General features: G+C 53.1%; 17 protein-coding genes and 2 tRNA genes. 7 read left to right on the forward strand and 12 right to left on the reverse strand.

Annotated features, from left to right (window positions below):
• Window positions 1-26: 26 nt before the first annotated feature.
• From NCTC9997_RS12425 to NCTC9997_RS12440, 4 genes are all read left to right on the forward strand, one after another.
• Window positions 27-1,163: a histidine decarboxylase gene (locus NCTC9997_RS12425; protein WP_064978174.1), complete on the forward strand. Its 1,137-nt coding sequence runs from the start codon at window positions 27-29 to the stop codon at window positions 1,161-1,163.
• A gap of 93 nt (window positions 1,164-1,256) precedes the next feature.
• Window positions 1,257-2,510, forward strand: coding sequence for a histidine--tRNA ligase (gene hisS / locus NCTC9997_RS12430; protein WP_064978175.1), 1,254 nt, complete (start codon window positions 1,257-1,259; stop codon window positions 2,508-2,510).
• 143 nt (window positions 2,511-2,653) lie between these two features.
• Window positions 2,654-2,729 (forward strand) — tRNA-Phe (locus tag NCTC9997_RS12435).
• Between the two features lie 17 nt (window positions 2,730-2,746).
• Window positions 2,747-2,822: transfer RNA gene (locus NCTC9997_RS12440), tRNA-Thr, on the forward strand.
• A gap of 157 nt (window positions 2,823-2,979) precedes the next feature.
• Here the strand turns inward: NCTC9997_RS12440 and NCTC9997_RS12445 are convergent.
• The 9 genes from NCTC9997_RS12445 to ubiT all read right to left on the reverse strand — a co-directional run bounded on the left by NCTC9997_RS12445 (window position 2,980) and on the right by ubiT (window position 15,488).
• Entirely contained in the window at window positions 2,980-3,261 is a 282-nt protein-coding gene (locus tag NCTC9997_RS12445; RefSeq protein ID WP_052242181.1) for a GIY-YIG nuclease family protein, read from the reverse strand.
• 340 nt (window positions 3,262-3,601) lie between these two features.
• Complete coding sequence (potE, locus tag NCTC9997_RS12450) at window positions 3,602-4,981, reverse strand: putrescine-ornithine antiporter (protein ID WP_081995635.1); 1,380 nt, start codon at window positions 4,979-4,981, stop codon at window positions 3,602-3,604.
• A 146-nt stretch (window positions 4,982-5,127) separates the two neighbouring features.
• A complete protein-coding gene (gene speF, locus NCTC9997_RS12455) occupies window positions 5,128-7,290 on the reverse strand; it encodes an ornithine decarboxylase SpeF (RefSeq protein ID WP_010864583.1) in 2,163 nt (720 codons plus the stop codon).
• A 601-nt stretch (window positions 7,291-7,891) separates the two neighbouring features.
• Window positions 7,892-7,993: a leader peptide SpeFL gene (gene speFL / locus NCTC9997_RS15515; RefSeq protein ID WP_071596488.1), complete on the reverse strand. Its 102-nt coding sequence runs from the start codon at window positions 7,991-7,993 to the stop codon at window positions 7,892-7,894.
• A gap of 340 nt (window positions 7,994-8,333) precedes the next feature.
• On the reverse strand, window positions 8,334-9,938 hold the full coding sequence (locus tag NCTC9997_RS12465) for a peptide ABC transporter substrate-binding protein (protein WP_010864584.1): 1,605 nt from the start codon (window positions 9,936-9,938) through the stop codon (window positions 8,334-8,336).
• Between the two features lie 199 nt (window positions 9,939-10,137).
• A complete protein-coding gene (locus NCTC9997_RS12470; RefSeq protein WP_064978176.1) occupies window positions 10,138-13,260 on the reverse strand; it encodes an efflux RND transporter permease subunit in 3,123 nt (1,040 codons plus the stop codon).
• Window positions 13,257-14,360, reverse strand: a complete 1,104-nt coding sequence (locus NCTC9997_RS12475; RefSeq protein WP_064978177.1) for an efflux RND transporter periplasmic adaptor subunit — start codon at window positions 14,358-14,360, stop codon at window positions 13,257-13,259. The genes NCTC9997_RS12470 and NCTC9997_RS12475 overlap by 4 nt, the downstream gene beginning before the upstream one ends.
• A 106-nt stretch (window positions 14,361-14,466) precedes the next feature.
• Entirely contained in the window at window positions 14,467-14,973 is a 507-nt protein-coding gene (locus NCTC9997_RS12480) for a GNAT family N-acetyltransferase (protein ID WP_010864587.1), read from the reverse strand.
• On the reverse strand, window positions 14,967-15,488 hold the full coding sequence (ubiT, locus tag NCTC9997_RS12485) for a ubiquinone anaerobic biosynthesis accessory factor UbiT (protein WP_039045858.1): 522 nt from the start codon (window positions 15,486-15,488) through the stop codon (window positions 14,967-14,969). Before ubiT ends, NCTC9997_RS12480 begins: the two co-directional genes overlap by 7 nt.
• 306 nt (window positions 15,489-15,794) lie before the next feature.
• On the opposite strand from ubiT, the gene NCTC9997_RS12490 reads away from it, so the two are divergent.
• From NCTC9997_RS12490 to NCTC9997_RS12500, 3 genes are all read left to right on the forward strand, one after another.
• Window positions 15,795-17,828, forward strand: a complete 2,034-nt coding sequence (locus NCTC9997_RS12490; RefSeq protein ID WP_064978178.1) for a putative bifunctional diguanylate cyclase/phosphodiesterase — start codon at window positions 15,795-15,797, stop codon at window positions 17,826-17,828.
• Window positions 17,829-17,934: 106 nt separating this feature from the next.
• Window positions 17,935-18,930, forward strand: coding sequence for a ubiquinone anaerobic biosynthesis protein UbiU (ubiU, locus tag NCTC9997_RS12495; RefSeq protein WP_010864590.1), 996 nt, complete (start codon window positions 17,935-17,937; stop codon window positions 18,928-18,930).
• A gap of 14 nt (window positions 18,931-18,944) precedes the next feature.
• Complete coding sequence (locus tag NCTC9997_RS12500; RefSeq protein ID WP_010864591.1) at window positions 18,945-19,823, forward strand: U32 family peptidase; 879 nt, start codon at window positions 18,945-18,947, stop codon at window positions 19,821-19,823.
• Between the two features lie 147 nt (window positions 19,824-19,970).
• Here the strand turns inward: NCTC9997_RS12500 and NCTC9997_RS12505 are convergent, their stop codons facing one another.
• The 3 genes from NCTC9997_RS12505 to pnp all read right to left on the reverse strand — a co-directional run bounded on the left by NCTC9997_RS12505 (window position 19,971) and on the right by pnp (window position 25,150).
• Window positions 19,971-21,899: a DEAD/DEAH family ATP-dependent RNA helicase gene (locus NCTC9997_RS12505; RefSeq protein WP_010864592.1), complete on the reverse strand. Its 1,929-nt coding sequence runs from the start codon at window positions 21,897-21,899 to the stop codon at window positions 19,971-19,973.
• Window positions 21,900-22,055: 156 nt separating this feature from the next.
• Entirely contained in the window at window positions 22,056-22,934 is an 879-nt protein-coding gene (nlpI, locus tag NCTC9997_RS12510) for a lipoprotein NlpI (RefSeq protein WP_010864593.1), read from the reverse strand.
• Window positions 22,935-23,035: 101 nt separating this feature from the next.
• Window positions 23,036-25,150, reverse strand: a complete 2,115-nt coding sequence (gene pnp, locus NCTC9997_RS12515; protein WP_010864594.1) for a polyribonucleotide nucleotidyltransferase — start codon at window positions 25,148-25,150, stop codon at window positions 23,036-23,038.
• Window positions 25,151-25,487 lie beyond the last annotated feature (337 nt).

Consider the following 25,487-nt stretch of genomic DNA (forward strand, 5'->3'; position numbering starts at 1 on the left):
CTGAATCTAATAAGAGAGTAATTAAAATGACTTTATCTATCGAAAACCAAAACAAACTGGACGCTTTCTGGGCTCACTGTGTTAAAAATCAATATTTCAATATCGGCTACCCAGAATCTGCTGATTTTGATTACACCAATTTAGAACGTTTCCTGCGTTTCTCGCTCAATAACTGTGGTGACTGGGCTGAGTATTGCAACTACTTGCTAAACTCTTTTGACTTTGAAAAAGAAGTTATCGAGTATTTTGCTGATTTATTCAAAATCCCATTTGAAGATTCTTGGGGCTATGTCACCAACGGTGGTACTGAAGGTAATATGTTTGGTTGCTATCTGGCGCGCGAACTGTACCCGAACAGCACCCTGTATTACTCCAAAGACACCCACTACTCTGTAGCCAAAATTGTTAAGTTGCTGCGCATTAAATCTCAGGTTGTCGAATCACAAGACAATGGTGAAATCGACTATGACGATTTAATTGCCAAAATCAAAGCGGATGGAGAAAAACACCCGATTATCTTTGCCAACGTTGGCACTACCGTAAAAGGTGCCATTGATGATATCGCCGAAATCCAAAAACGGATCGCCGCATTAGGTATCAAACGTGAAGATTATTATATTCACGCAGACGCCGCATTAAGTGGGATGATTTTGCCATTCGTTGATCATCCACAAGCGTTTACTTTCGCCGACGGTATCGACTCAATTGGGGTGTCCGGCCACAAAATGATTGGTTCACCCATTCCATGCGGTATTGTGATTGCCAAAAAGAAAAATGTGGATCAAATCTCCGTAGAAATTGATTACATCGCGGCTCACGATAAAACCATTACCGGCTCACGTAATGGCCATACTCCACTGATGATGTGGGAAGCCATTAATAGCCACACCTTTACCGAATGGAAACAACGCATCACCCGTTGTATGGAGCTGGCAGAATATGCGGTGCAGCAATTCCAAAAAGCCGGTGTCAATGCTTGGCGGAATAAGAACTCCATTACCGTGGTGTTCCCATGTCCATCTGAAGACGTTTGGAAAAAACATTGTCTGGCCATTTCTAACGGTCTGGCGCACATGGTGGTTTCCGCTCACCATCTGACCCATGAAAGTATTGATAGCCTGATCAATGATGTGATTGCTGATGAAACCCAGCAAGTAGCGTAATTCACTCCCTCTAGCCAAGGCTGCGTGTCAGAAATGTCACGCAGCCTTTTATGTATCACCGTCTGAATAAGATGAGATAAGGAGTATCGAATAATGCAATTTCAATCGATTCGCGGCATGAAAGATATATTGCCCAGCGAAACACCGCAGTGGCAATGGGTGGAAGCAACCCTGCGCACTATTATGCGCCGTTACAGCTACCAAGAAATACGCTTGCCGATCTTAGAGCCGATTGAGCTCTTTCAACGCGCGGTGGGCGCGGCGACCGATATCGTCGCCAAAGAGATGTACGATTTTACTGATAAGTCTGGCGAACACATCACCCTGCGCCCTGAAGGCACCAGTGGCTGTGTACGTTCGATTATCGAAAATGACTTGTGCTACCACACCACACAGCGCCTGTGGTACCAAGGGCCGATGTTCCGCTATGAACGGCCGCAAAAAGGCCGTTTGCGCCAGTTTAACCAGTTTGGCGTCGAAACCTTTGGTATGGCGGGGCCGGAGATCGACAGCGAGCTGATCTTGCTCTCCCATGACATCTTCACCGCGCTAGGGATTGCGCAGCATGTACGGCTAGAAATCAACTCACTAGGCACCCCAGAAGAGCGTGCCGAACACCGCGCCGCACTGGTCAGCTACTTTGAGCAGCACCGCGAGTTACTCGACGACGACAGCCTGATCCGCCTCGATAAGAATCCGCTACGGATTCTCGATAGCAAAAACCCCGACATGCAAGGCATGCTGGAAGATGCGCCGCAACTGCTCGATTACTTAAGCGCCGAGTCGCGCCAGCATTTTCACTCTGTCTGCGCGACCTTAGAGCGCGCCGGTATTGCCTATACCATCAACCCACGCTTAGTGCGCGGCTTGGATTACTACACCCGCACCGTATTTGAATGGATCACCGATAAGCTCGGCGCCCAAAGCACGGTCTGCGGTGGTGGGCGCTATGATGGCTTGGTCAATTTGTTCTGTAGCTATCAGCTGCCGGCCTCCGGTTTTGCCATCGGCATCGAGCGTTTACTGCTGCTGCTCGACACCTTAGCGCTGCCAGCGCCCGCGCCAACACACCCGAAAATATGCTTCACTTGTGAAGACCCAGCACTGCTCAGCCAAATGCTGTTACTCGGCCATCAGCTGCACGCCTTGCTACCCGATTGCGAACTGCGCCATGACTATTCCGCCACCAAGCTGAAAAAACAGCATCAACGGGCCATCAAGGAGCACGCCAACATCATCCTGACCCTCAATGACGCCACCTCCTTAAGTATTTGGGTGCTGGCCAGCAATCAGAAAGCCACGATTTCACCACACGATCTGCATCACCTGCTGGCGTATCTTGGCTAAACGCTCGCCGCGCTAGAGCGTCAATGTACGTGCATTACGGGCAAAAAAACGCCACAAGAACACTATTTAATCAAACAGTTCGGGTAATTTCGCATATCGCTTGACTCTATAACGCGATTTTCGTTTAATACGCAGCACGAGCTGCCCGGATAGCTCAGTCGGTAGAGCAGGGGATTGAAAATCCCCGTGTCCGTGGTTCGATTCCGCGTCCGGGCACCACAGAATTTAAGATTTACGCTGGCTTAGCTCAGTAGGTAGAGCAACTGACTTGTAATCAGTAGGTCATCAGTTCGATTCCGATAGCCAGCACCATATAAGAAAGCCTCCGAATTTTCGGAGGCTTTTTTGTTATTGGCGTTATGAGCTTACCCATTTTCCTTTTTCATCTCGTTATCCTTCGCCGCCTTCTGCTCTATTTTTTTCGTTACTTCCCTTACGCACGAATCAGCAACCCAACACCGCGGCAGCTTCAAGTAGGAAGGGCATACTCCGATTCAAGCTGCGCCTGTAACTCAGCAAATAGCATCGGTGAGTTAATCAACGCCTCTTTGCGTGCTTTACGCCAGCGCTTAAGGCGATACTCCAGTTTTAGCGCCACACTGTGCGCGCCCACTTGCTGCTGCCACACTAGCGCCAACGGCCCTTTGCCGCGCAAAGCACGTGCCCCTTTGCCGTTCACATGCTGGCTAAAGCGGCGCGCCACATCGGTACTGATGCCGGTATATAGCCGCCCATCGGCCATCCGCACCATATACAGCCACCAGCAAGACGCCGCTGGCAGTGCTGCACTGAGCGCAGGCGAAGCCTCAACCAGCGCGCTCCCCGCAGTTAGCGGGTCAGAATCATCGGGGCAAGGCGACAGGGAATATTCAAAGGATGACACAGCGTTTCTCTTATCCGGCTTAAGTATGAGGGAGCTGCTGAGCATTGTGGCAAAAGTCGACCATTGGCGCACACAATAAAAAAGACCTGCATAAAACAGCAGGCATAAAAAAACAGGAGCCGCCGCGAAGCGTGCTCCTGTCCAAACCCGCCGCACCTGGAGAAAATAGGCAGGGCGAAATAGTGTATTGAATCTTGCTGTCGCGCGGTTACGCGGAAGTCACCGCACCGCTATTTTGCGCTGATGCATCACTATCGGTGTTGCTAGTTGCCATCTCGATAGCCGGCTGAATCTCGAAACGATCAGCGATAAAGCCATACAGAGTCCAACCGAAGAAGGTCGCAATCGCACCCCACATCATCGCCAGCTCACCGGATCCATACAGCGCATAGAAGCTGTAGATCGCACCGATGAAGGCAATAACGTTGGCAAAGCGCGCCTTAGAGGCCGGGATTTTTGCCAAACGCTGCATGATAAATACCGCCGCCATCGACAGGATATACGGGATCAGGTTGGTCACCACCGCCAAGTTTACCAAGATCTCAAACTGCTTGATCAGCGATGGACTGATGGTCATCAGCGCCAAACCAGTTTGGATCACGGTCAGCAAGATCATACCCTTAACTGGCGCATCGGCCTTGGTGACTTTGGAGAACAGTTTCGGGAAGTAGCCTTGGTCTGCAGAGCTCTTGAACACTTGCGCGATGGTGAACTGCCAGCCCAACAGAGAGCCAACACAAGCCAGCACCGCCAGTGCAGTTACAATCTTACCGACCATTGGGTTAAACATGTACGAGAAAGCCAGACCGAACGGCGCTGAAGAAGCCGCTAAATCAGCGTTTGGCAGCATACCGGCAATCACGTTAGTAGAAATGATATAGATAACTGCAGCCGCCAAGGTACCGCCCATCACCGCGATCGGCACGTTTTTCTCTGGGTTTTCTACCGCATCGGAGTTAGCACAGGCAGATTCTAGACCCAAGAACGCCCACAAGGTCATGGAGATAGACGCACCCACCGCTTCGAAGAATGGCTTATCGTGTGGGTTCCACGCCGCAGTATAGGTACTGCCGTTAAACCAGAACCAACCGATTACAGACACCCCCACGACTGGGATGATCACGCCCCACACGGTAACACCACTGATTCGACCGGTGATTTTCGCGCCGCCAAAGTTAGCCACTGTAGAGATCCACAGCACCGCGATAGTCGCAATACAGATCCCGACTGGACTTAAGGTCACGCCAAACAACTCAGTACCGTAGCCCACCGCGGTGATAGCAATCGCCACGTTAGCAATCAGCAACGACACCGCATAGGTGTAGTTCGCCATGAAGTTACCAGACTTACCGAAGGCATACTCGGCATAGCCGCCCATACCGCCACTTTTACGGCTCAGCATCCCGCACTTGGCAAAGGCGAACGCCAACGCCATCGAACCACAAGCGGTTACCAGCCATGACAGAATCGAAATGGTACCAACCTGTGCCAATTTGGCCGGCAGCATAATAATGCCCGAACCCATCATGTTCACAGCGGTCAGGATGGTTAATTGCACCACCCCCATCTTATTATTTTGTTTGCTCATAATACTGACTCTCAGGTAATACCCCGCCAAGGCAACAGCACACGCCATTGCCGAGGTAGGATTTGAAGAGTGAAGATTCTGAAGGGATTACCGGTCTGTGCCGGTAATCCGTGCACCTTACTTAGTACATCTCCCCTGACGACGGCTTACTGTTTCATTACATAGCCGTACGCACGTTTAGTACCGTCGTCCTCTTCTTGGATGTAGACACCTTGCAGTTCAGGCGAGAAGCCTGGCAGCAGGTTGATGCCCTCTTCGAGCGCCAGGAAGTAACGCTGTACCGCACCGCCCCACACTTCACCTGGAACAACACACAGAACTCCAGGTGGATATGGCAGTGCACCTTCCGCCGCGATACGGCCTTCGGCCTTGCAAAGCGGAACCAGCTCCACGTTACCGCGGATAAACTCAATGTTGGCATCCTGCGGGTTCATTACCGCTTTCGGGAAGTGAGCTTGACGGAACATCTCTTTTTGCAGCTGTTTCACATCATAGCTGACGTACAGGTTATGCATCTCCTGACACAGTTGACGAATAGTATAACCGCGATAACGAGCCTCGTTACTCCGATACACATTCGGCAACACTTCACTTAATGGAGCATCTTCTGCTACGTAGCGTTCAAAACGTGCAATTTGTGCGATAAGGTGTTGCAACTTAGCCATATCTTCTGCTGGGGTCAGTAAGAAGAGAATGGAGTTCAAGTCACACTTCTCTGGAATGATGCCGTTTTCACGCAGGAAGTTCGCCAAAATGGTAGCTGGGATACCAAATTCAGTATATTCCCCCGTTGCGGCATCAATGCCTGGCGTTGTAAGCATAAACTTACAAGGGTCAACAAAGTATTGATGTTCTTGATAGCCTTCAAAGCCATGCCACTTCTCACTCGGCACGAAATTGAAGAAGCGCAGATCATTAGCCATCACCTCGGTATCATGATCCTGCCATTTGCGGCCATCCACGGTAACCGGTACGAACGGTTTGATCATGCTGCAGGTTTCCAGCAGCAATTTACGCGCTTCGATACCGTTTTTAACGCATTCCATCCACAGACGACGACCGCTTTCGCCTTCGTGCATCTTGGCGTTCACATCCAGCGCCGCAAACAGAGGATAGAACGGGCTGGTAGAAGCGTGCATCATGAAAGCATTGTTAAAGCGTTTGTGGTTGCAATAACGGTCTTGGCCCTTGATGTGGCTGTCTTTTTTGTGAATTTGTGAGGTCTGAGAGAAGCCAGCTTGTTGCTTGTGCACAGACTGGGTCACGATGATGCCTGGGTCGTTTTCGTTCAGATCCAGCAGCAGCGGTGAACAGTCTTTCATCATTGGGATGAACTGCTCGTAACCTACCCATGCAGAGTCAAACAGGATGTAATCACACAGGTGACCAATCTTATCAACCACTTGACGAGCGTTATAGATAGTACCGTCGTAAGTACCCAGCTGAATGATGGCTAAACGGAACGGACGCTTGGCCTCGGCTTTTTCTGGCGCTACTTTGCGGATTTCATCACGCAGGTATTTTTCGCTAAAGCAGTGCGCATCGATACCACCGATGAAACCAAATGGGTTACGGGCGGTTTCCAGATACACTGGGGTCGCACCGGCTTGCAACAGCGCACCGTGGTGGTTGGATTTGTGGTTGTTACGGTCAAACAGCACCAAGTCACCACGAGCCAGCAGCGCGTTAGTGGCTACCTTGTTGGATGCAGAAGTCCCGTTCAGAACGAAGTAGGTTTTATCCGCGTTATACACTTTGGCGGCGTGTTTTTGCGCGTCGCATGGTGCACCTTCGTGGATCAGCAGGTCACCCAGTTTCACGTCGGCGTTACACATATCCGCACGGAACAGCGTTTCACCGAAGAACTCGAAGAATTGACGACCGGCAGGATGCTTACGGAAGAATTGACCACCTTGGTGACCCGGGCAAGCGAAGGTTGAGTTACCCATTTCCACATATTGCTTCAAGGTATTGAAGAACGGTGGCAGCAGGTTCTCTTCATAACGCTGCGCCGCAGACTCCAATTGCTTACCGTAGAAGTCAGTATTCTCACCACACAGCTCGAATACCCCGGTCAGCTGTGGCAGCACCTCAGCAGACAGCTCTTCTTCACAGCACACCGCGGCAAAAGTCGGGATAGACAGGCCGGTCGCGTGGATTTTAGCCAGAATACCGTCGTGGATGTCTTGAACAGAAACTACGATGGCCGCGATATCAGAGAAATCGGTGGTATGAACATTCGTAATTTCACGTTCCGTGTCGAAACAGGATAACACACTGTCACTGGCAGCTATTTTTAAAGTTTTCATGGCAACATTATCTCTATTTATTAAAAATGACATTGTTAAATTTAGGGTGTGACGCAGCATGTTCGGTAAATAACATCTACCAAATAATCGTTACGGATATATTCCGATTATTGTTTACCGAGCCACGCGGTATTACGTTGCGATGTAGTCTTATTTTAGGCGTAAGAAATCCCGCAGTAATAAATAAGTTTATTACTGGACTGGTTTCAGCATGAAATTTTTACGCACTGTACTACAAACGCAATTAAACGTATGTCTTTTTAAAAGGCCAACTCCATAAACACCCCTTTATGGAACTACTTTTAATATCAACTAAAATTTAATTTTACGTATTATGTACACAGGCAGCAGATCACCGTGCGGATGAACCTATTTGTGCTGTATAAATTGTGTTATCAACGACAAGCCACTTCAGTTGTGATGCGACCCCCAGCCCGAAGCAATGCGTTCAGGAGGTTAGTCTTAGGACAGACTGGCGGTCTGACCGGCATACACTGAGAGTAACTTTACTCCGGGCAAAAATGTCACGTTGACCTTTCCATGCCGGGTAATAGACGATGACACACCACAAACAGGCAGCAGCCACCGGATGAAGGCAGGATTATCTATAGTAGAAGAAAGCAAAAGAAAAATAGCTACGGTAGATAGGCATCATCAGATGTCTGGTCCGCCGAATATGTTTCATTATTGACAAGCCTTTCATTTCCAATCTCCCTTGCCATATTTGGCTATCTTCTTCTGGAAATAATATCTATAAATAATGGTGTATTGCATGAGGAATATATTACGCCTCGCAGTTGCAATTAACATGACACAGATCATCTTTCAAAATCAAGCCTAATTGATTTTGTATTACATGTGATTGCAGTCACGAATTGCGCATAGTGATTCACGAAGCCATTTATAATCAATAAGATAGCCGACACTTCATGGCGAGGATATTTATATATCGCAAAGCTAACACATATATGGAAATAGTTTTGTTATTAAATTAATCGTTGGAGGTAAAGAATATAACTTTACCTCCAAATCAATACAATTATTTAACCTTCGGTCAAATACAAATTTTTACTTAACACTATGCCTCGCGGACTGATTTGCGGTAGCCCTTGCAAGGTGGCACTGACTAACCGTGTTTTGGTGTCATGGAATACCGGCACCAACGGTGTTGACTTGAGTAACAGCTCTTCGGCACGGCGATACAGCACACCACGCTGATCGGCATCTGCCGATTGCGCCTGATCCAAGATCAAATCAAATTCTTTGTTGCAATAACCGCTAAGGTTCGACGGGTTATAGCAGCGAAAATCATTCAACAGCGCAGAAGGTTCGTTGTAGTCGCCATAAATATAGGTGCCGACCACATCATAGTGATTGGTATAGCGGCTGGCGCGAAACGCCGGATCGGTCAAACGATTCATCTCGACCTTCACCCCAATCACCTTCCACATTGAGGCCACGGTGTTGGCTAAACGCTCCTGCTCATCGTCATCGCGATAGGACAGAGCAATTTGCAGCGGTTTTTCAGCACTAAAACCAGCCGCTTCCAGCAACTTGCGCGCCTGATCTTGGCGCATACGCAGCGGCTCACTGGCAAACTCCGCCGTCACCGGCAGGTATTGCGGTACATTATCGGGGATAACGGTATAGGCCGGCTTCACCAACTGTCCGCTTAAGGTATCGGTGATCAGCTCACGGTTAACCGCCATCGAGAGCGCTTGGCGAATATTGTTATCCACCAGCGGCGGACGACGGTTGTTCAAACTGAACTGGTACAGCCCGAGCAGGTTAAACGCCCGCAGCGACTCCGGCACACTGTTCTGAATACGGCGATACTGACTGCCCGGCACATTGTCCGTCATGTGCAGGTTACCCTGCTCGATACGCGGAATATCGCTCTGGGCAAAACGCTGCGGCAAGTACACCACTTTGGCCAGCACCGTATGGGCGTTGTCCCAGTAGTGGGCATTTTTCATCAGCTGTAATTGCTTACCGACCGTCCACTCCTCCAGCATAAAAGCACCGTTACTGACCAGCGGCCCAGCCGGATAGGCAATGCCTTGCTGCACCAGATGCGATGGCGCAGGCATAAACGATGGCAGAGAGAGCATCGACATAAAAAACGGCATCGGCTTATCAAAGGTCACTTGCAGCACCTTCGGCTCCAGTGCCGAGACGCCCAGTTTTTCTGGATTCAGTTTGCCTTTACCAATCAGCTCGGCATTGGCGACTCCCGCCTCGGCCAGATAATTGCGGTTACTGATGCGCAGCTTCGGGTTCACCGCCCGTTGCCAGCCCAAGACAAAATCCTGCGCCAAAACCGGTTGCCCATCCGACCAGCGCGCGGCATCACGCAGCCAGAAGGTGATCGATTTACCATCCGCCGAGGCTTCCCAACGCTCAGCCTGCGCCGGGATAATGGTGCCGTTATCGTCTTCTTGCACCAGCCCTTCAAACAGATCCGACAGTACCGCCTGAGTGGCAAAATCCGCATCTACCGTATTGGGATCTAACTGCTGCGGATCTTGGCCGTTTGCCCGCACTAACACCTGCTCACTGGCCAACGGCATCCCCAACGGCACTTCCGCCGCCTGGGTACATAACGACAGCGCCAACAGGCCCCATCCCCAACCACTCTTTCCCTGCATGACCACACTCCCCCCTGAAAAACCCTATTTTAAGAAGCGACCAGAGGTTAAGCGCCCGTAATTGCTCTGTTTTGGAGCTGCCTTACACATTCTTGCAACGTGTGCAGCCGCACGCTGGCCAATAAAAAAGCCTGCTCGGAAAAGCAGGCTTTTTATCTCTCCAACTCAGCATCGCGTCAGGGGCGAGTTTTGAGCGCGGTTAAGGCTGTCGCCCTTTTTCACCGGCCAATTCGGCCAGTTCATCATCGGCCAGCGCCTGCTCCAAACGGCGCGAAGCATCATCCGGTGAGCCGGTGTGCCGCGCCAGTAACGCGTACATGGCCGGTACGATATACAGCGTCAGCACCAACGCGATCGCCATCCCGAACACCACCACAATACCGATCGCCTGTCGCCCTTCGGCGCCTGCGCCAAAGGCGAAGATGAGCGGGATCCCGCCAATAATCGCGGTCAGCGCCGTCATCATGATCGGGCGAAAACGGGTTTCCGCCGCATTCAAAATCGCCTCAGCAAAGCTTTGACCGGCATCGCGCAGCTGATTGGTAAACTCCACCAGCAAGATCCCGTTTTTGGTCACCAATCCCACCAGCATGATCATGCCAAGCTGACTGTAGATATTGAGCGACATCCCAGTAACCCACAGGCCAAACAGGCCACCGGCTACCCCTAGCGGTACGGTCAGCATCACCACCAATGGGTGAACAAAGCTTTCAAATTGCGCCGCCAGCAGCAGATAAACCACCACCATCGCCATGCCGAAGGCAAACAGGATATTGCCCTGATTGGTGCGGTACTCCAGTGACTCGCCCTTGTAGTCAACAATCGCTTGTGCCGGTAACAAAGTGCGCGCCTGCGTATCGAGGAAATCCAGTGCTTGCCCTAAGTCATACCCCGGCGCCAAGTTGGCGGACAAGGTGATCGACTTATTACGGTTGTAGTGATAGTAGGTAGAGGCCGAAGCCTTCTCCTGACCATTAATCAACGTCGATACCGACACCAGCTGCCCGTTTTTGGCACGTAGATAAATCTGCGCCAAGTCTTCCGCACCACGGAAGTTTTGCTTCAGACCGCGCAGATAGACATCGTACTCTTCGCCGTCTTTGGCGAAGGTAGTGACATCACTGCCGCCGAGTACAGTTTGCAGGGTGCTGGCAATATCCGCCACCGGGATCCCCAGTTGGTTGGCCAACGCACGATCCACATCCAGCATCAACTCCGGCGTGGTTTCGCGGTAATCGATATCGATATCGGTCAGCCCCGGGTTTTCACGGGCAGCTTTCAGCAGAGTATCCATCCACTGTTTGAGCTGCTCGTAATCCGGTCCACCCAACACAAACTGCACTGGGTTATCGGAGCTGCCGCGCAAGCTGGATGGCAAAATCGGTACAATCCGCATCCCCGGTAAATCGGCCGTTGCTTTGGCAATAAAGCCGACTAAATCGGAGGCTTTCTGACTACGCTCTTCCCACGGTTTTAAGGTGATCATCGCCATACCGGAGTTCACCGCCCCACCAAATCCGGGGGTTCGCACCGTGATATTCTCCGCCACACCTTGCTTTAACAGCGGCTGCAAACGGCGCTCCAGCTCCAGCATGTTACGCTGCATCAGCTCTGGGCCTGCCCCTTCGGCGGCGCGGGTCATGATAAAGATGCTACCGCGGTCTTCTTTTGGCGTCAGCGCCTGCGGGATCTGCTGATACAGCAGATAGCTCGCACCGAGCAGCGCCACCAGCACCAATGGTGCCCACAGAGGGCGACGCTGAGTCACTTGCAGCGAACGACGATACAGCGCCGCAGCCGTGGTCACCAGATTGCCAAAGGCGCGTGTCAGGCGGTTTTGCGGCATTTCAGAGCGCAACAAGCGCGCGCACATCACCGGCGTTAAGGTCAGCGCAATCACACTGGAGAACACCACCGCGGCACTGAGCAGCATGGCAAATTCCGCAAAAATGCGCCCCACGGTACCGGTTAAAAACAGCACCGGCACAAACACCGCCACCAGCACCGCGGTGGTGGCGACTACGGCAAAGCCGACCTCACGGGTACCATGCCAGGCCGCCGCCAGCGGCGAGCGCCCCATTTCCAGATGCCGGTGCACGTTTTCCAGCACCACAATCGCATCATCCACCACCAGCCCGATGGCCAACACCAGCGCCATCAAGGTGATCAGGTTGATGGAAAAACCGAACACCAAGGCGGAGATAAACGCCGCCACTAGCGACACCGGCACCGTAATAGTCGGGATCAAGGTGGCGCGCGGACTGCCCAAGAACAGATAAATCGTCAGTACCACCAGACCGGCGGTGATCGCCAAGGTGTTGTACACCTCATCAATGGCGCTTTCGATGAACTGAGCACTTTCATAACCGATGCTGATCGACACCCCTTGCGGCAGGTTCTGACGCAGGTTATCCAGCTCAGCCTTCACACGATGAGTCACATCCACGGTATTAGACTGCGACTGGCGCACAATGCCCAGCCCCACCACGTTTTCACCATTGGCGCGGTACAAAGAATCGTTATCGCGCGCGCCCTCTTCGAGGGTCGCCACATCGCCTAGATAAACTGGCTCGCCGTCGGTGCTACGCACCACGATGCGCGAGAAATCTTCGGCGGAGTTAAAGCTGCGGGTGATCCGCGCCGACATCTGCAAATCAGCGGTACGCAGCTCACCGGCAGGTTGTTCGACGTTCTCTTTACGCAGGGCGCTGTTGATATCCGCCACGGTCACCCCGCGCGCCGCCATCGCCGCCGGATCAAGACGAATATTCATCACCAGCGAGCGGTAGCCGGACATGTTCACTGAGCTCACGCCATCAATCAGCAGCAGACGCTTTTCCAGTACTTCGGTGGCATAGCGCGACAACGCGACGGGGTCTAGCGTCGAACCCGCCAGCGTGATCCACATGATCACATCGTCGTTGTTACCGGACTTGGACACCACCGGCGGATCGGCATCGTCCGGCAGCTTACGCGTGGCGCGCGATACCGCTTCGCGCACGTCGTTGGCAGCGGAGTCCAGATCGCGGTCAGCGTCAAATTCAACATTGATGCTAGAACGGCCATAGCGCGAGCTCGACTGAATCGAGCTCAAGCCAGACAGCCCAGAAAGCTGGTCTTCGAGCACCTTGGTGACCTGACTTTCCATCACCGCCGCCGAGGTGCCGCTGTAAGAGGTACTGATGGAGATCATCGGCTTTTCAGTCTCCGGCATCTCGCGCACTTCCAAGCGCTGGAAGGACACCAAACCAAACACCAGCATCAGCAAACTGATCACCACCGCCAGTACCGGACGGCGTAATGATACGTCGGCCAAAATCATGGCAGCACCTTCCCGCTGGTATCCTTATTGGTTGCAGTCGGCGCCGATACGGCGGCCTTCGCTCCCGTCATCGGTAATGCCTGAACCGCCACGCCCGGACGCAGTTTGACCGTACCGTCGACCACCAACTGATCACCGGCGCGTAAACCGTCGGCTACGGCAACTTGGTCATCGTAAATGCGCTCAATGCGAATCGGCTTTTGTACTGCTTTCCCGTCTTCCACCACAAACACATAGCGCTGCTCACCTTGGAACAGCAACGCCCGCGATGGGATCAGCGGCAATTTGCGGGTATCTAATTGCAACTCGGCTTTCACCAACATGCCCGGACGCAATAAATGCTGCGGGTTTTCAAACCGGATCCGCACCTTGCCGTTCAGGGTAATGTTATCCAAACGAATATCTTTGTGTGCCACCACGCCAGAGAACACCTCTCCCGGCAGCGCATCGGTGGTGGCCGAAACCGGCGAGCCAATGCTGAGCTGAGATAAAAACTTCTCCGGCACGCTGATATCCAGCGTCATCTGCGACAGGTCATCCAGTGAAGTAATGGCGGTATCTTTTTTGATCAGCTGCCCCGGCGTCAGGGTATACAGGCCAACCTCACCGCTAAACGGCGCCACAATGCGGTAGTTATCCACGGTAGCCTGCGCCGAAGCGACTTTAGCCTTGGCGATCGCCACCGCCGCGCGCTGCGATTCCAGCTCAGTGTTCGATACCGCTTTCACCTTGGCCAAACGTGACAGCTCCTGCAGCTTACGCTCGGCATCGGTAGCTGTGGCACGCGCTTCGGCTAACGCCGCCTGCGCCTGTGCATCATCGAGCTGCAACAACACCTGACCTTGCTGTACCGGGCCACTTTGCGGCATGTTCACCCGTACTAGATTGGCTTCCACCTGAGACTGCAAGGTGATCCCTTGGCGGGCAATCAGGCTGCCGACCAGGGGCAATTTACGGCTCAGCACCGCCTCTTCCACCGGTTGGACGCCCACACTTACGGCCTTCACGGCCTGCGCATCAGGTTTCCCCTGCGCCAGCGCCGTACTGCTTAGCCAGCCCAGCATCAGGGCCACACTGCAACGAACAACGATACCTGTCATGAATTGAAGATCTCAGAGCACACAAAAAGAAATAGAGGTGACAGTCTAACGCCTGTCACCTCTATTTTGTGTCAAGTTATGTAAACCTTGTGCAAATAAAATCGTGCTACAAGTGGCTAAACGGCTCCGCATAATTGACCGCCTGCACCGGCGCTTGTGGCGCTTGGAAACTGTCCAGTTTCAGCAGTTGGAAAGCGCTTTGATACTCTGACCACGGGCAAGGCGCGACATCCGCACTGACCGGCGCAAAACCAAAGCGCGCGTAATAGCGTGGGTCACCCAGCACGACCGCCGCCGCATAGCCAAACTCATTCAGGCTATTAAGCCCCTCTTGCACCAGCGCTTGGCCAATGCCTTGCCCCTGATAGGCCGGATCCACGGCCAGTGGTGCTAACGCCACCCACTGGTAATCGTTGCCATCTAACAGCAGCGGGCTAAACGCCAGATAACCAATGCACTGACCTTCATCATCCACCGCCACCAGCGACAACGTCAACTGGCCGGCTTCACGCAGCGCCTGAACCAACTCGGCTTCCGCCGGAGAAGGAAAAGCGCGGTTAAGTAACTGAGCGACCGGTTGGGCATCCACCGGAATTTCAACGCGAATCAGCATGATGTTATCGCCTGAGTGTTCGCAGCCGGCTGAGCAGCCAGCCCTTTTTGAATAAACTGCGCCAGCTGTTGCAACAGCGCCTGTAACGGTTTTGGCATCTGCTCCATATCCAAAGCATCGAGCAGGTTTTTCACATACAGCCCAAGTTCGGTGTCACCCTCAATGGTCAACCGACGCTGGAAAAACAGCGTATCGGGATCTTCCACACGGGCCGCAATCAAGATCAGCTCATTGGTGTTACCCCGGAAAATCACATCCGGTTGGGCCTGCTTGGCCACCACCAACTGCGCATTTTGCACACTGACAAACCAGCTCAGGTTCAGATCCGGCACCTCGACTTGCAACCAGCGATGCTGCAGAAAATCCAGCTCGCCATCTTCCATCGCCTGACGGAACATCCAGCCCAGCAGTTGCTCCAGCGCCTGCTTTTGTACCCCAAATGGGACCCACTGCAGCGGCATGCGCAAAAAGCGCGGGGCCTCTTTAACCAGTCGTGCCTGTAATTGCGTCAGCACCTTGAACCTCTCTCCTCGCGTGAACTCGACTGGCCGTCAGCCAGTATCGTATCTTTTTAAACCAATCTCCGAGTGTATCCCAGCCAACGCTTCGGGATAACGGCCTGCGTCAAGAAAGTTGAAGTTTCGCAGCATGTCACGATATTGGCATTTATGCCCTTCCCTATTGGCGGTTCACATATTAATTTATTCGCGAAAATGCCGCTAAGTAATAAATAAGACAAAAAACTATAAACGTGACACCCGGCTAGAGAACCACTTTTTTGATGATTGCCGCCAAAGCTTGGCACTTGGGGATGATTTTACATGCTGCTTTCAACGTTGACGGCGGAACTCGCCCAGCTAACCCAGTACAGCTCGTTCATGTTTGCTGTATTCGATGCCAATTTGCGCCTGCAGATGGCCAATGAGCAGTTTTACCGCACCCTCGGCCTGACACCTGATGGCCAACTGCAAAAACCGCTAGCGCGCCTGTTACCGCGCGAACTGTACCAATCCATGCATCCGTATCTGGTGCGGGCGGCGACCGGGGCCACCGTACAAGGCGAAGTGATGCTGCAAGCCGCACTGCCAAACAGCTACCATTTTTGCATCACGCCGGTGCTCGGCCAACAGACGCACAACGAAGGCCAACTGTGTGGCTATCTGTTCCAAGGCGCGGATGTCACCGAAAAGCACCAGTTGCTCGATAGCCTGCAAGAGACGCAGCGCTACTGCCAAAATCTGATCTCCATGCTGGATGACGGATTTTGCATTCTGGAAAATGGCATCATTGTCTCTGCTAACGAGTCCACTGCGCGCATTCTTGGCGTTACCAATTCCCAGCAATTGCTCGGAAAGCCATTGCAGGAGTTTTTGCGCGACCCACACTCCGGCAACATCCCTGAGCAGCTGCACCAGCAGCTGAGCCACTGTCAGCAACATATTCTGAATACCGCGCCCGCAGTGGGCCAGCGTAAACGCATCAGTTTGCAATCGATGCCGATCACCGCGATGGGAAATCCGGCGCAAATGGTGATTATGCGCAGCGACAATCGCCTGCCAGACGACCTGCAACAGCGCGATCCGCTGACCGGCTTGCTCAATCGCCACAGCACCTTGCGCCAGTTGCAAAGCATGATCCGCGCCAATATCCCGCTGTCGATGCTGTATCTGGATCTGGATAACTTCAAGAATATCAACGACTCGTTAGGCCATCATGTCGGTGACAAGGTGCTGGTCGAAATCGCCTCGCGTCTACGCAGTCACCTTCCCGAAAATGCCATCTTGGGCTATTTTGGTGGCGATGAGTTCGGCATCATCCTCCCGAACACTAGCCAAGATGCGGCCAAACAGTATGGCCACAGCCTGATCCGCGCGATTAAAAACCCACTCGATCTGCAACAGGTGCGCAAACAGCTCTCCTGCTCAATTGGCTGCGTGGTCTTCCCCGGTGATGGCCACGAAGCGCACCATCTGCTGCAGCACGCCGATACCGCCATGTATGATGCCAAAGCGCAAGGGCGTAACCGGCTGGCCTGCTACCAACCGCAGATGAATCGCGAAGCGCGCTTACGTCTGTGGCTGGAAGTGGAGCTGCAAAAAGCGCTGAGCAAAAGCGAGCTGGATGTCTATTTCCAACCGAAAGTGAATACCCGCGATTTTCGCCTGATTGGTATGGAAGCGTTAGTACGCTGGAAACATCCCACCGAAGGCTTTATCAGCCCCGCACGCTTTATTCCGGTCGCGGAAAAAGCCGGCCTGATTGACTGGCTTGGCCGCGTAGTGATGGAAAAAGTGTTTGCCACCGTGCAGCGCTGGCTCAAACAAGGGCTCAATCCCGGTCAGGTGTCGATCAACTTATCGCCGCAGCAATTTGCCAACCCAGGTCTGCTCAACGAAGTGCTGGCGTTACAACAGCACTACCAGATCCCGCCTGGGCGCATCATTTTAGAGATCACCGAAAACGCGGTGATGACCGATCAAGAGCATGCCGCACGGTTACTGCAAGAGCTACGCGCCCAAGGCTTTGTGCTGTCGATTGATGATTTTGGTACCGGATATTCCTCGCTCTCCTATCTGGCCAATTTCCCGTTTGATGAGCTGAAAATCGACCGCAGCTTTATCCTCGATATTCTGCATAATCCCAAACAAGTGGCGATTGTCGAGAGCATCATCAATCTGGGCAAATCGCTCAATATGCACGTGATCATGGAAGGGGTGGAAACTCACGAAGAGGCCACCTTGATTGCCGGTCTAAACTGCGATGGCATTCAGGGCTACCACTTCTTCAAACCAATGCCGGTCAAGGAGATCGAGCAACTGCTGCGCCCCAGCATGAAGACGGCGGCCAGCGGTTAACCGAACGGAAAAATGCGCGTGCTTACTGCGGCATATCAACATTATGCGCGGATAAAGCACGTAATATCGCGTTTTTACTCCGTTAGATTCAACAGGATAACGCAATATGGAATTGCTTTGCCCCGCAGGTAACCTGCCTGCTCTCAAAGCGGCAGTCGATAACGGCGCAGATGCGGTATATATCGGCTTCAAGGATGACACCAATGCCCGGCACTTTGCCGGTCTCAACTTTACCGAACGCAAGCTGGATGAAGCAGTAAGCTACATCCGCCGCCACCAGCGTAAGCTGCATGTGGCCATCAACACCTTTGCCCATCCTGACGGCTTCGCGCGCTGGCAGCGTGCGGTCGACATGGCGGCGCAAATGGGTGCCGATGCCCTGATCTTGGCCGATTTGGCGATGCTGGACTATGCCGCGCGCCGCTATCCGCACATTGAGCGCCATGTCTCCGTGCAAGCCTCGGCCACCAACAGCGAAGCGATCCGCTTCTACCAACAAGAATTTGATGTCGCCCGCGTGGTACTACCGCGCGTGCTCTCTATCCATCAGGTTAAACAGCTGGCGCGCAGCAGCAGCGTGCCGCTCGAAGTGTTTGCCTTTGGCAGCCTGTGCATCATGGCCGAAGGGCGTTGCTATCTGTCGTCCTACCTCACTGGCGAATCGCCAAATACCGTGGGTGCCTGTTCACCGGCTCGCTTTGTGCGCTGGCAACAAACCGAGCAGGGCCTCGAGTGCCGGCTGAACGATGTGCTGATTGACCGCTACGCCGATCACGAGCATGCCGGTTATCCAACCCTGTGCAAAGGCCGCTACCAAAGTGAAGGCGCACCGTTCCATGCCTTGGAAGAGCCGACCAGCTTAAATACACTCGATCTGCTGCCGGAGCTGTTTGCCGCCAACATTGCGTCTGTGAAAATTGAAGGTCGCCAACGCAGCCCGGCGTATGTCAGCCAGATCACAAAAGTGTGGCGTCAGGCAATTGACCGCTATCAAGCCGATCCGAGCAACTTCCGTCCAGAGCCGGCGTGGATGCAAGCGCTCGACGCCGTCTCGGAAGGTCGCCAAACGACCCTCGGCGCGTATCACCGCAAATGGCAGTAAAGGAGAGCCGACCGATGAAATATGCCTTAGGCCCTGTGTTGTACTTCTGGCCCAAAGCTCAAATGGAAGCCTTTTATCAGGCGGCCAGTCAGTCGGATGCCGACATCATTTATCTGGGCGAAACCGTCTGCAGCAAGCGCCGTGAGCTGAAATTCGCTGATTGGCTGGAGCTGGCGCGTATGCTGTCGGCCACCGGCAAAGAAGTGGTGCTCTCCACCATGGCGCTGCTGGAAGCCCCTTCCGAAATCACCCAACTGCGGCGCTTGGTCGACAATGGCGAGTTTCGTATCGAAGCCAATGATCTGGCTGGGGTCACACTGGCTGCCGAACGGCAACTGCCCTTTGTGGCCGGTCCTGCGCTCAATTGCTATAACGCCCATACCTTGAAAATATTGCAGCAAAAAGGGATGCAGCGTTGGTGCATGCCGGTAGAGCTGTCACGCGATTGGCTGTGCAACTTACTGACCCAATGTGACGAGCTCGGGATCCGCGATAAATTCGAGGTGGAAGTGTTCAGCTATGGCTATCTGCCGCTGGCTTACTCGGCACGCTGCTTTACTGCGCGCGCGGAGAATTTGCCAAAAGATGAATGCGCCACCTGCTGCATCAATTACCCAAATGGCCGCCAGATCTACTCACAAGAGCAGCAAAAAGTCTTTACCCTGAACGGGATCCAGACCCAAAGCGGCTACTGCTACAACCTCGGTAATGAACTGCAAGCGATGCATGGGCTGGTCGACAGTGTCCGCCTCTCGCCGCTGGGGCTAGATACCTTGGACATGCTGCGCCGTTTTCGCGCCAATGAACAAGGTCGTCAACCGCTGGCCTTAGCGCAAGCCCAGGAGTGCAACGGCTACTGGAAAGCCTTAGCCGGTTTAGTACTGCAAGAGTAAACGTAGCTCACTGCTTGCCGCCTGATCGCCACTGACGTTGTGATCTGATACTAGGCATAAAAAAAGCCCGTCACAGTGACGGGCTTTTTTATTTCTCGAACCTTACGGCGCTAGCCTTAGCGATGCATCGCTTAGACTGAGCAGCACTTAGTCTTGGCTGCGCTCGCGACGCTCACGACGCTCGCCGCTGTGGCTACGCTCACCGCTACGACGCTCACCGTTGCCGAAGCTACCGCGTGGACGGTCACCGCCTTCACGACGTGGACGATCACTGCCTTCACGGCGTGGACGATCACCACCTTCACGACGCGGACGATCACCGCCTTCGCGACGTGGACGATCACCACCTTCACGACGCTCTGGACGTGGAGACGCTTCACCCACCAGTTGCATACGGATTGGTTTGTTCAGAATGCGGGTACGGGTAAAGTGATCCAGCATGTCAGACGGCATACCACGTGGCAGTTCCACAGTAGAGTGGCTGTCAAACAGCTTGATGTTACCGATGTAACGGCTGCTCAGATCGCCTTCGTTGGCAATCGCGCCCACGATATGACGAACTTCCACGCCATCATCACGACCCACTTCCAGACGGTAAACGTCCATTGGGCCCACATCACGACGCTCACGACGCTCTGGACGATCGCCATCACGACGTGGACGATCATCACGACGACCATCACGGCTGTCACGACGGTCACGACCACCGCGCTCATCACGGTCACGGAATTCACGACGTGGACGACGCTCAATCACCGGATCTGCAGGCAGGATCAGTTTACGATCGCCTTGCGCCATCATCAGCAGCGCAGCAGCCAGATCCGCTGGATCTTGCTCTTCGCCCATCAGACCATTCAGCAGCTCACGGTAAGCGGCCAGATCGTGGTTTTCCAGTTGCAGCGCAATCTTAGACTTGAACTGCTCGATGCGGCGTTGTGCCAGCAGCGCGTTAGTCGGCAGATCCACTTCTGGAATGCTCACGTTCATGGTGCGCTCAACGTTACGCAGCAGACGACGCTCACGCGGCTCGACGAACAGCAGCGCACGACCGCTACGGCCCGCACGACCAGTACGACCGATACGGTGTACGTAAGACTCGGCATCCAATGGGATGTCGTAGTTTACAACCAGGCTGATACGCTCAACGTCCAGACCACGCGCCGCAACGTCAGTCGCAATCAGGATATCCAGACGACCGTTACGCAGGCGCTCCAGAGTTTGCTCACGCAGTGGCTGAGTCATGTCGCCGTTCAGCGCAGCACAGCTGTAGCCGTTACGCTCCAGCACTTCTGCCACATCCAGCGTTGCAGTACGAGTACGCACGAAGATGATAGCAGCATCAAAATCTTCCGCTTCCAGGAAACGTACCAGTGCATCATTTTTGCTCATGCCATACACGGTCCAGTAGTTCTGGGCAATGTTTGGCGTGGTGCGCACGGCAGCCTGAATCTTCACTTCTTGCGGATCACGCATGAAGCGGCGGGTAATACGACGGATTGGATCCGGCATAGTCGCGGAGAACAGCGCGGTCTGATGATCTTCCGGCAGTTCAGCCATAATGGTTTCAACGTCTTCGATGAAGCCCATGCGCAGCATTTCGTCTGCTTCGTCCAGAACCAGACCTTTCAGACCGGACAGATCCAGCGTACCACGCTTGATGTGATCCAGCAGACGACCTGGTGTACCTACCACAACCTGTGGGCCCTGACGCAGAGCACGCAGCTGGATGTCATAACGCTGGCCACCGTACAGGGCCAGAACACGCAGACCGCTCATGTGCTTGGAAAAATCACCGAATGCCTCGGATACCTGCACGGCCAGCTCACGAGTAGGAGCCAGAACCAGTACCTGAGGACGGGCTACTTCAGGCTGAATACGGGTTAACATCGGCAACGCAAAGGCCGCTGTTTTGCCGCTACCGGTTTGTGCCATGCCCAGAACATCACGGCCTTCCAGCAGGTGAGGGATACACGCAGCCTGAATTGGCGACGGTTTTTCATAGCCCATGCTCTCGATGGCGGTGAGGATCGGGGTCGGCAAACCCAGTTCAGCAAAAGTAGTCTCTAATTCAGCCATGACGTAGTCTCAATATAAAAAACGGGCGCCAGTCTACCTGAATTGGCGAGAAAATGCGCGAAGATTTTCAGCCAAAAATGTGAACTGACGCAATCACAATGACAAGACGAGCTTTGCCATTACCGGACGGTAATGGCAAAAACTCATAAATTTTAATTAGTTGGCTTCTGACGTGTCGCCTTGTCCCAGCAGGGACAGTTCCAGCATGGCATAACGGTGTTCGACAAAGTTATGCACATTATTGGCCATCGTCAGTTTAAAAAGGGATACCGCACCATCGACATCCCCCTTGCTTAGATAGCGTTTGCCCAAGTAGAAGTAAGCTTCACTTAGGTGCTCTGCCAGAGACGTGTTATCGGTGGAGTTATCCTGCAAACGACGCATAAATTCGGCTTCGGACATATCACCCAAGTACAGGGCAACGATGTTCCAGCCGACATTATCACGGCTTGCGGCGTTGTAACGCTGCCGCAGCGCCTTGAGCGCCTCATCCTTGTTCAACTCGCTTTCCGTCAAGTATAACCATAGCACCCGATACGGGTCATCGGGATCATCTTGATAGAAATTGAGCAGATCTTCTTGGGCCAGCTTATAGCGGCCACCGTAGTACAAGGCTATACCCCGGTTTAACAGGGCATAGCGATATTCAGGATCCAATTCCAGCACTGAATCGAACGCCTCATAGGCGGCATCATACTGGCCTGACTGGGTAAAATATACCCCCAGGTAGTTGAAAACCTCTGGCATATCCTGACGCAAGGCCAGAGCCTGAGTGAAATCATTACGTGCCAGCGCCTGCAGACCGAGGCTGTCATACAACACGCCCCGCTCATACAGCAACTGAGCGCGTTCTCCATCACTAAGCGCCCGACTGGAGAGAATCTGCTCCATCCGGGCCAGCATGACTTCCTGTTGCAGGCTGGGTTGCAATGGTATTGCCAGTACGGCACTCTGACGCCAGTCATAGCTTGTGCTGCTACATCCGGTCAGCAACACCACCATTACACCGCATACCCAGCGCGAGAATGGGTTCATTTCCAACTCCTGACCGCAAAAATCGGGGAGGCATCCGGCCCCCCGATGCTTTTACGAGATTGGCCTGTGCGATCTTGGCCGCAACGCGTCATCAAGCGGTATTATTCAGCCGCAGGTTGTTGCTCTGCGCCTTCAGAAGCCATCGCTTCTTTGATGCTCAGACGGATACGACCTTGACGGTCTACTTCCAGTACTTTCACGCGCACTTCCTGACCCAGTTGCAGGTAGTCAGAAACTTTCTCTACACGCTTATCGGTAATCTGAGAGATGTGTACCAGACCTTCTTTAGTACCCACCACAGAGACAAACGCACCGAAGTCAACAATACGGGTAACTTTACCAGTATAAATGCGATTGACTTCAACATCAGCAGTAATTTGCTCAATGCGCTCAATTGCTTTCTTCGCGGCATCGCCATCAGCAGAGGCAATCTTGATAGTACCGTCATCTTCGATTTCGATGGTGGTACCGGTTTCTTCGGTCAGCGCACGGATCACCGCACCACCTTTACCGATCACGTCCTTGATCTTCTCAGGATTGATCTTGATGGTGTGGATACGTGGCGCGAACTCGGAGATATCGTTACGTGGAGTATGGATCGCTTCTTCCATCACGTTCAGGATGTGCATACGCGCACCCTTCGCTTGGTTCAACGCGATCTGCATGATCTCACGGGTGATACCTTCGATCTTGATATCCATCTGCAGCGCAGTCACACCAGTACGGGTACCGGCTACTTTAAAGTCCATGTCACCCAGGTGGTCTTCGTCACCCAGAATGTCAGACAGAACTACAAAACGCTCGCCTTCTTTCACCAGACCCATAGCGATACCCGCTACAGAGGCTTTCACTGGTACGCCCGCATCCATCAGTGCCAGAGAAGCACCACACACGGAAGCCATGGAAGAAGAACCGTTGGATTCAGTGATTTCAGATACCACACGTACAGTGTACGGGAATTCCGCTGCGCTTGGCATTACCGCTGCCACACCACGCTTCGCCAGACGGCCGTGGCCAATTTCGCGACGCTTCGGTGAACCCATCATACCGGTTTCACCCACAGAGTATGGTGGGAAGTTGTAGTGCAGCAAGAAGCGATCGGTACGCTCACCGGTCAGCTCATCGATAGTCTGAGCATCACGCTCAGTACCCAGAGTCGCAGTTACCAGCGCCTGAGTTTCACCACGGGTGAACAGTGCAGAGCCGTGAGTACGTGGCAGCACGCCAGTACGGACGTCCAGCGCACGCACCATGTCTGGTTCACGACCATCGATACGTGGCGCACCGCTCAGGATGTTGTCACGTACCACACGGTACTCCAGCTCGCCCAGCAGATCGCTGATTTCGCCTTCGTCCAGTGATTCGTCTTCCGCCAGCAGCGCAGCAGTCACGTCAGCTTTAATCGCTGCCACTTGCTCGTAACGTACTTGCTTTTCTTTGATGTGGTACGCTTCGGTGATACGGGCCGCTGCCAGTTCCGCGATGCGAGACTGCAGAGTTTCGTTCACTGGCTCTGCGCTCCATTCCCACTTAGGAATGTTGGCTTCAGCAGCAAACGCTTTAATGTTCTCAATCACCACTTGTTGCTGATCGTGGCCAAATACCACCGCACCCAGCATCTGATCTTCGGTCAGGATGTCCGCTTCGGACTCAACCATCAGAACGGCGTTTTCAGTACCGGCAACCACCAGATCCAGACGGCTTTCAGCCAACTCTGCAGTCGTTGGGTTCAGTACATACTGATCATTGATGTAACCGACACGGGCAGCACCAATTGGGCCATTGAATGGAATACCAGACAGGGTCAGCGCAGCAGAAGCACCGATCATCGCCACGATATCCGGGCTAACTTGTGGGTTCACAGACACCACAGTCGCCACAACTTGTACCTCGTTCAGGAAACCTTCCGGGAACAGAGGACGGATTGGACGGTCAATCAGACGTGCAGTCAGGGTTTCGCCTTCAGACGGACGGCCTTCACGCTTGAAGAAACCACCTGGAATACGACCCGCAGCGTAAGTACGCTCTTGGTAGTTTACAGTCAGTGGGAAGAAGTCTTGACCTGGTTTGGTCTCTTTTTTACCCACAACGGTAACGAAAACGCAGGTATCATCCATGCTAGCCATCACGGCTGCAGTGGCCTGGCGCCCCATAACACCGGTTTCCAGTGTCACGGTATGCTGACCATACTTAAATTTACGTACGATAGGATTCACGTGTTTATCCTTCCAATAAATATCGACTGTCTAATGCGCTTCTGAGTATATCGAATAACCACTCATTACGCTTAGCCCTATCACCGTAATTGTTGAAAATACCCGCATTCTCGCGACTAACGGCAAACCACTGTCGACCAGTAACTTCCCGTTAGCCGCGCGAACTCATGCGCTGTATTGTCGTGCTCCGTTCAAGGAGCCATCACGGTGTGTGTATCAGACTCTCACTTCACTGACTATTCTGTCATATTTTTATGGTTACATGACATGTGTAATTTCACGTTGCCGATCATCACGACAGTGAATACTCACGCGCATGCATACATTATTCAATGTG

Source organism: Plesiomonas shigelloides, assembly GCF_900087055.1.
In the GTDB taxonomy this organism is placed as follows: Bacteria; Pseudomonadota; Gammaproteobacteria; order Enterobacterales; family CAMTGL01; genus Plesiomonas; species Plesiomonas shigelloides.

Coding starts and splice junctions, on each gene's coding strand:
- NCTC9997_RS12425 (WP_064978174.1), top strand. CDS start 27: ATGACTTTATCTATCGAAAACCAAAACAAACTGGACGCTTTCTGGGCT.
- hisS (WP_064978175.1), top strand. CDS start 1,257: ATGCAATTTCAATCGATTCGCGGCATGAAAGATATATTGCCCAGCGAA.
- NCTC9997_RS12445 (WP_052242181.1), bottom strand. CDS start 3,261: ATGGTGCGGATGGCCGATGGGCGGCTATATACCGGCATCAGTACCGAT.
- potE (WP_081995635.1), bottom strand. CDS start 4,981: ATGAGCAAACAAAATAATAAGATGGGGGTGGTGCAATTAACCATCCTG.
- speF (WP_010864583.1), bottom strand. CDS start 7,290: ATGAAAACTTTAAAAATAGCTGCCAGTGACAGTGTGTTATCCTGTTTC.
- speFL (WP_071596488.1), bottom strand. CDS start 7,993: ATGAAAGGCTTGTCAATAATGAAACATATTCGGCGGACCAGACATCTG.
- NCTC9997_RS12465 (WP_010864584.1), bottom strand. CDS start 9,938: ATGCAGGGAAAGAGTGGTTGGGGATGGGGCCTGTTGGCGCTGTCGTTA.
- NCTC9997_RS12470 (WP_064978176.1), bottom strand. CDS start 13,260: ATGATTTTGGCCGACGTATCATTACGCCGTCCGGTACTGGCGGTGGTG.
- NCTC9997_RS12475 (WP_064978177.1), bottom strand. CDS start 14,360: ATGACAGGTATCGTTGTTCGTTGCAGTGTGGCCCTGATGCTGGGCTGG.
- NCTC9997_RS12480 (WP_010864587.1), bottom strand. CDS start 14,973: ATGCTGATTCGCGTTGAAATTCCGGTGGATGCCCAACCGGTCGCTCAG.
- NCTC9997_RS12490 (WP_064978178.1), top strand. CDS start 15,795: ATGCTGCTTTCAACGTTGACGGCGGAACTCGCCCAGCTAACCCAGTAC.
- ubiU (WP_010864590.1), top strand. CDS start 17,935: ATGGAATTGCTTTGCCCCGCAGGTAACCTGCCTGCTCTCAAAGCGGCA.
- NCTC9997_RS12500 (WP_010864591.1), top strand. CDS start 18,945: ATGAAATATGCCTTAGGCCCTGTGTTGTACTTCTGGCCCAAAGCTCAA.
- NCTC9997_RS12505 (WP_010864592.1), bottom strand. CDS start 21,899: ATGGCTGAATTAGAGACTACTTTTGCTGAACTGGGTTTGCCGACCCCG.
- nlpI (WP_010864593.1), bottom strand. CDS start 22,934: ATGAACCCATTCTCGCGCTGGGTATGCGGTGTAATGGTGGTGTTGCTG.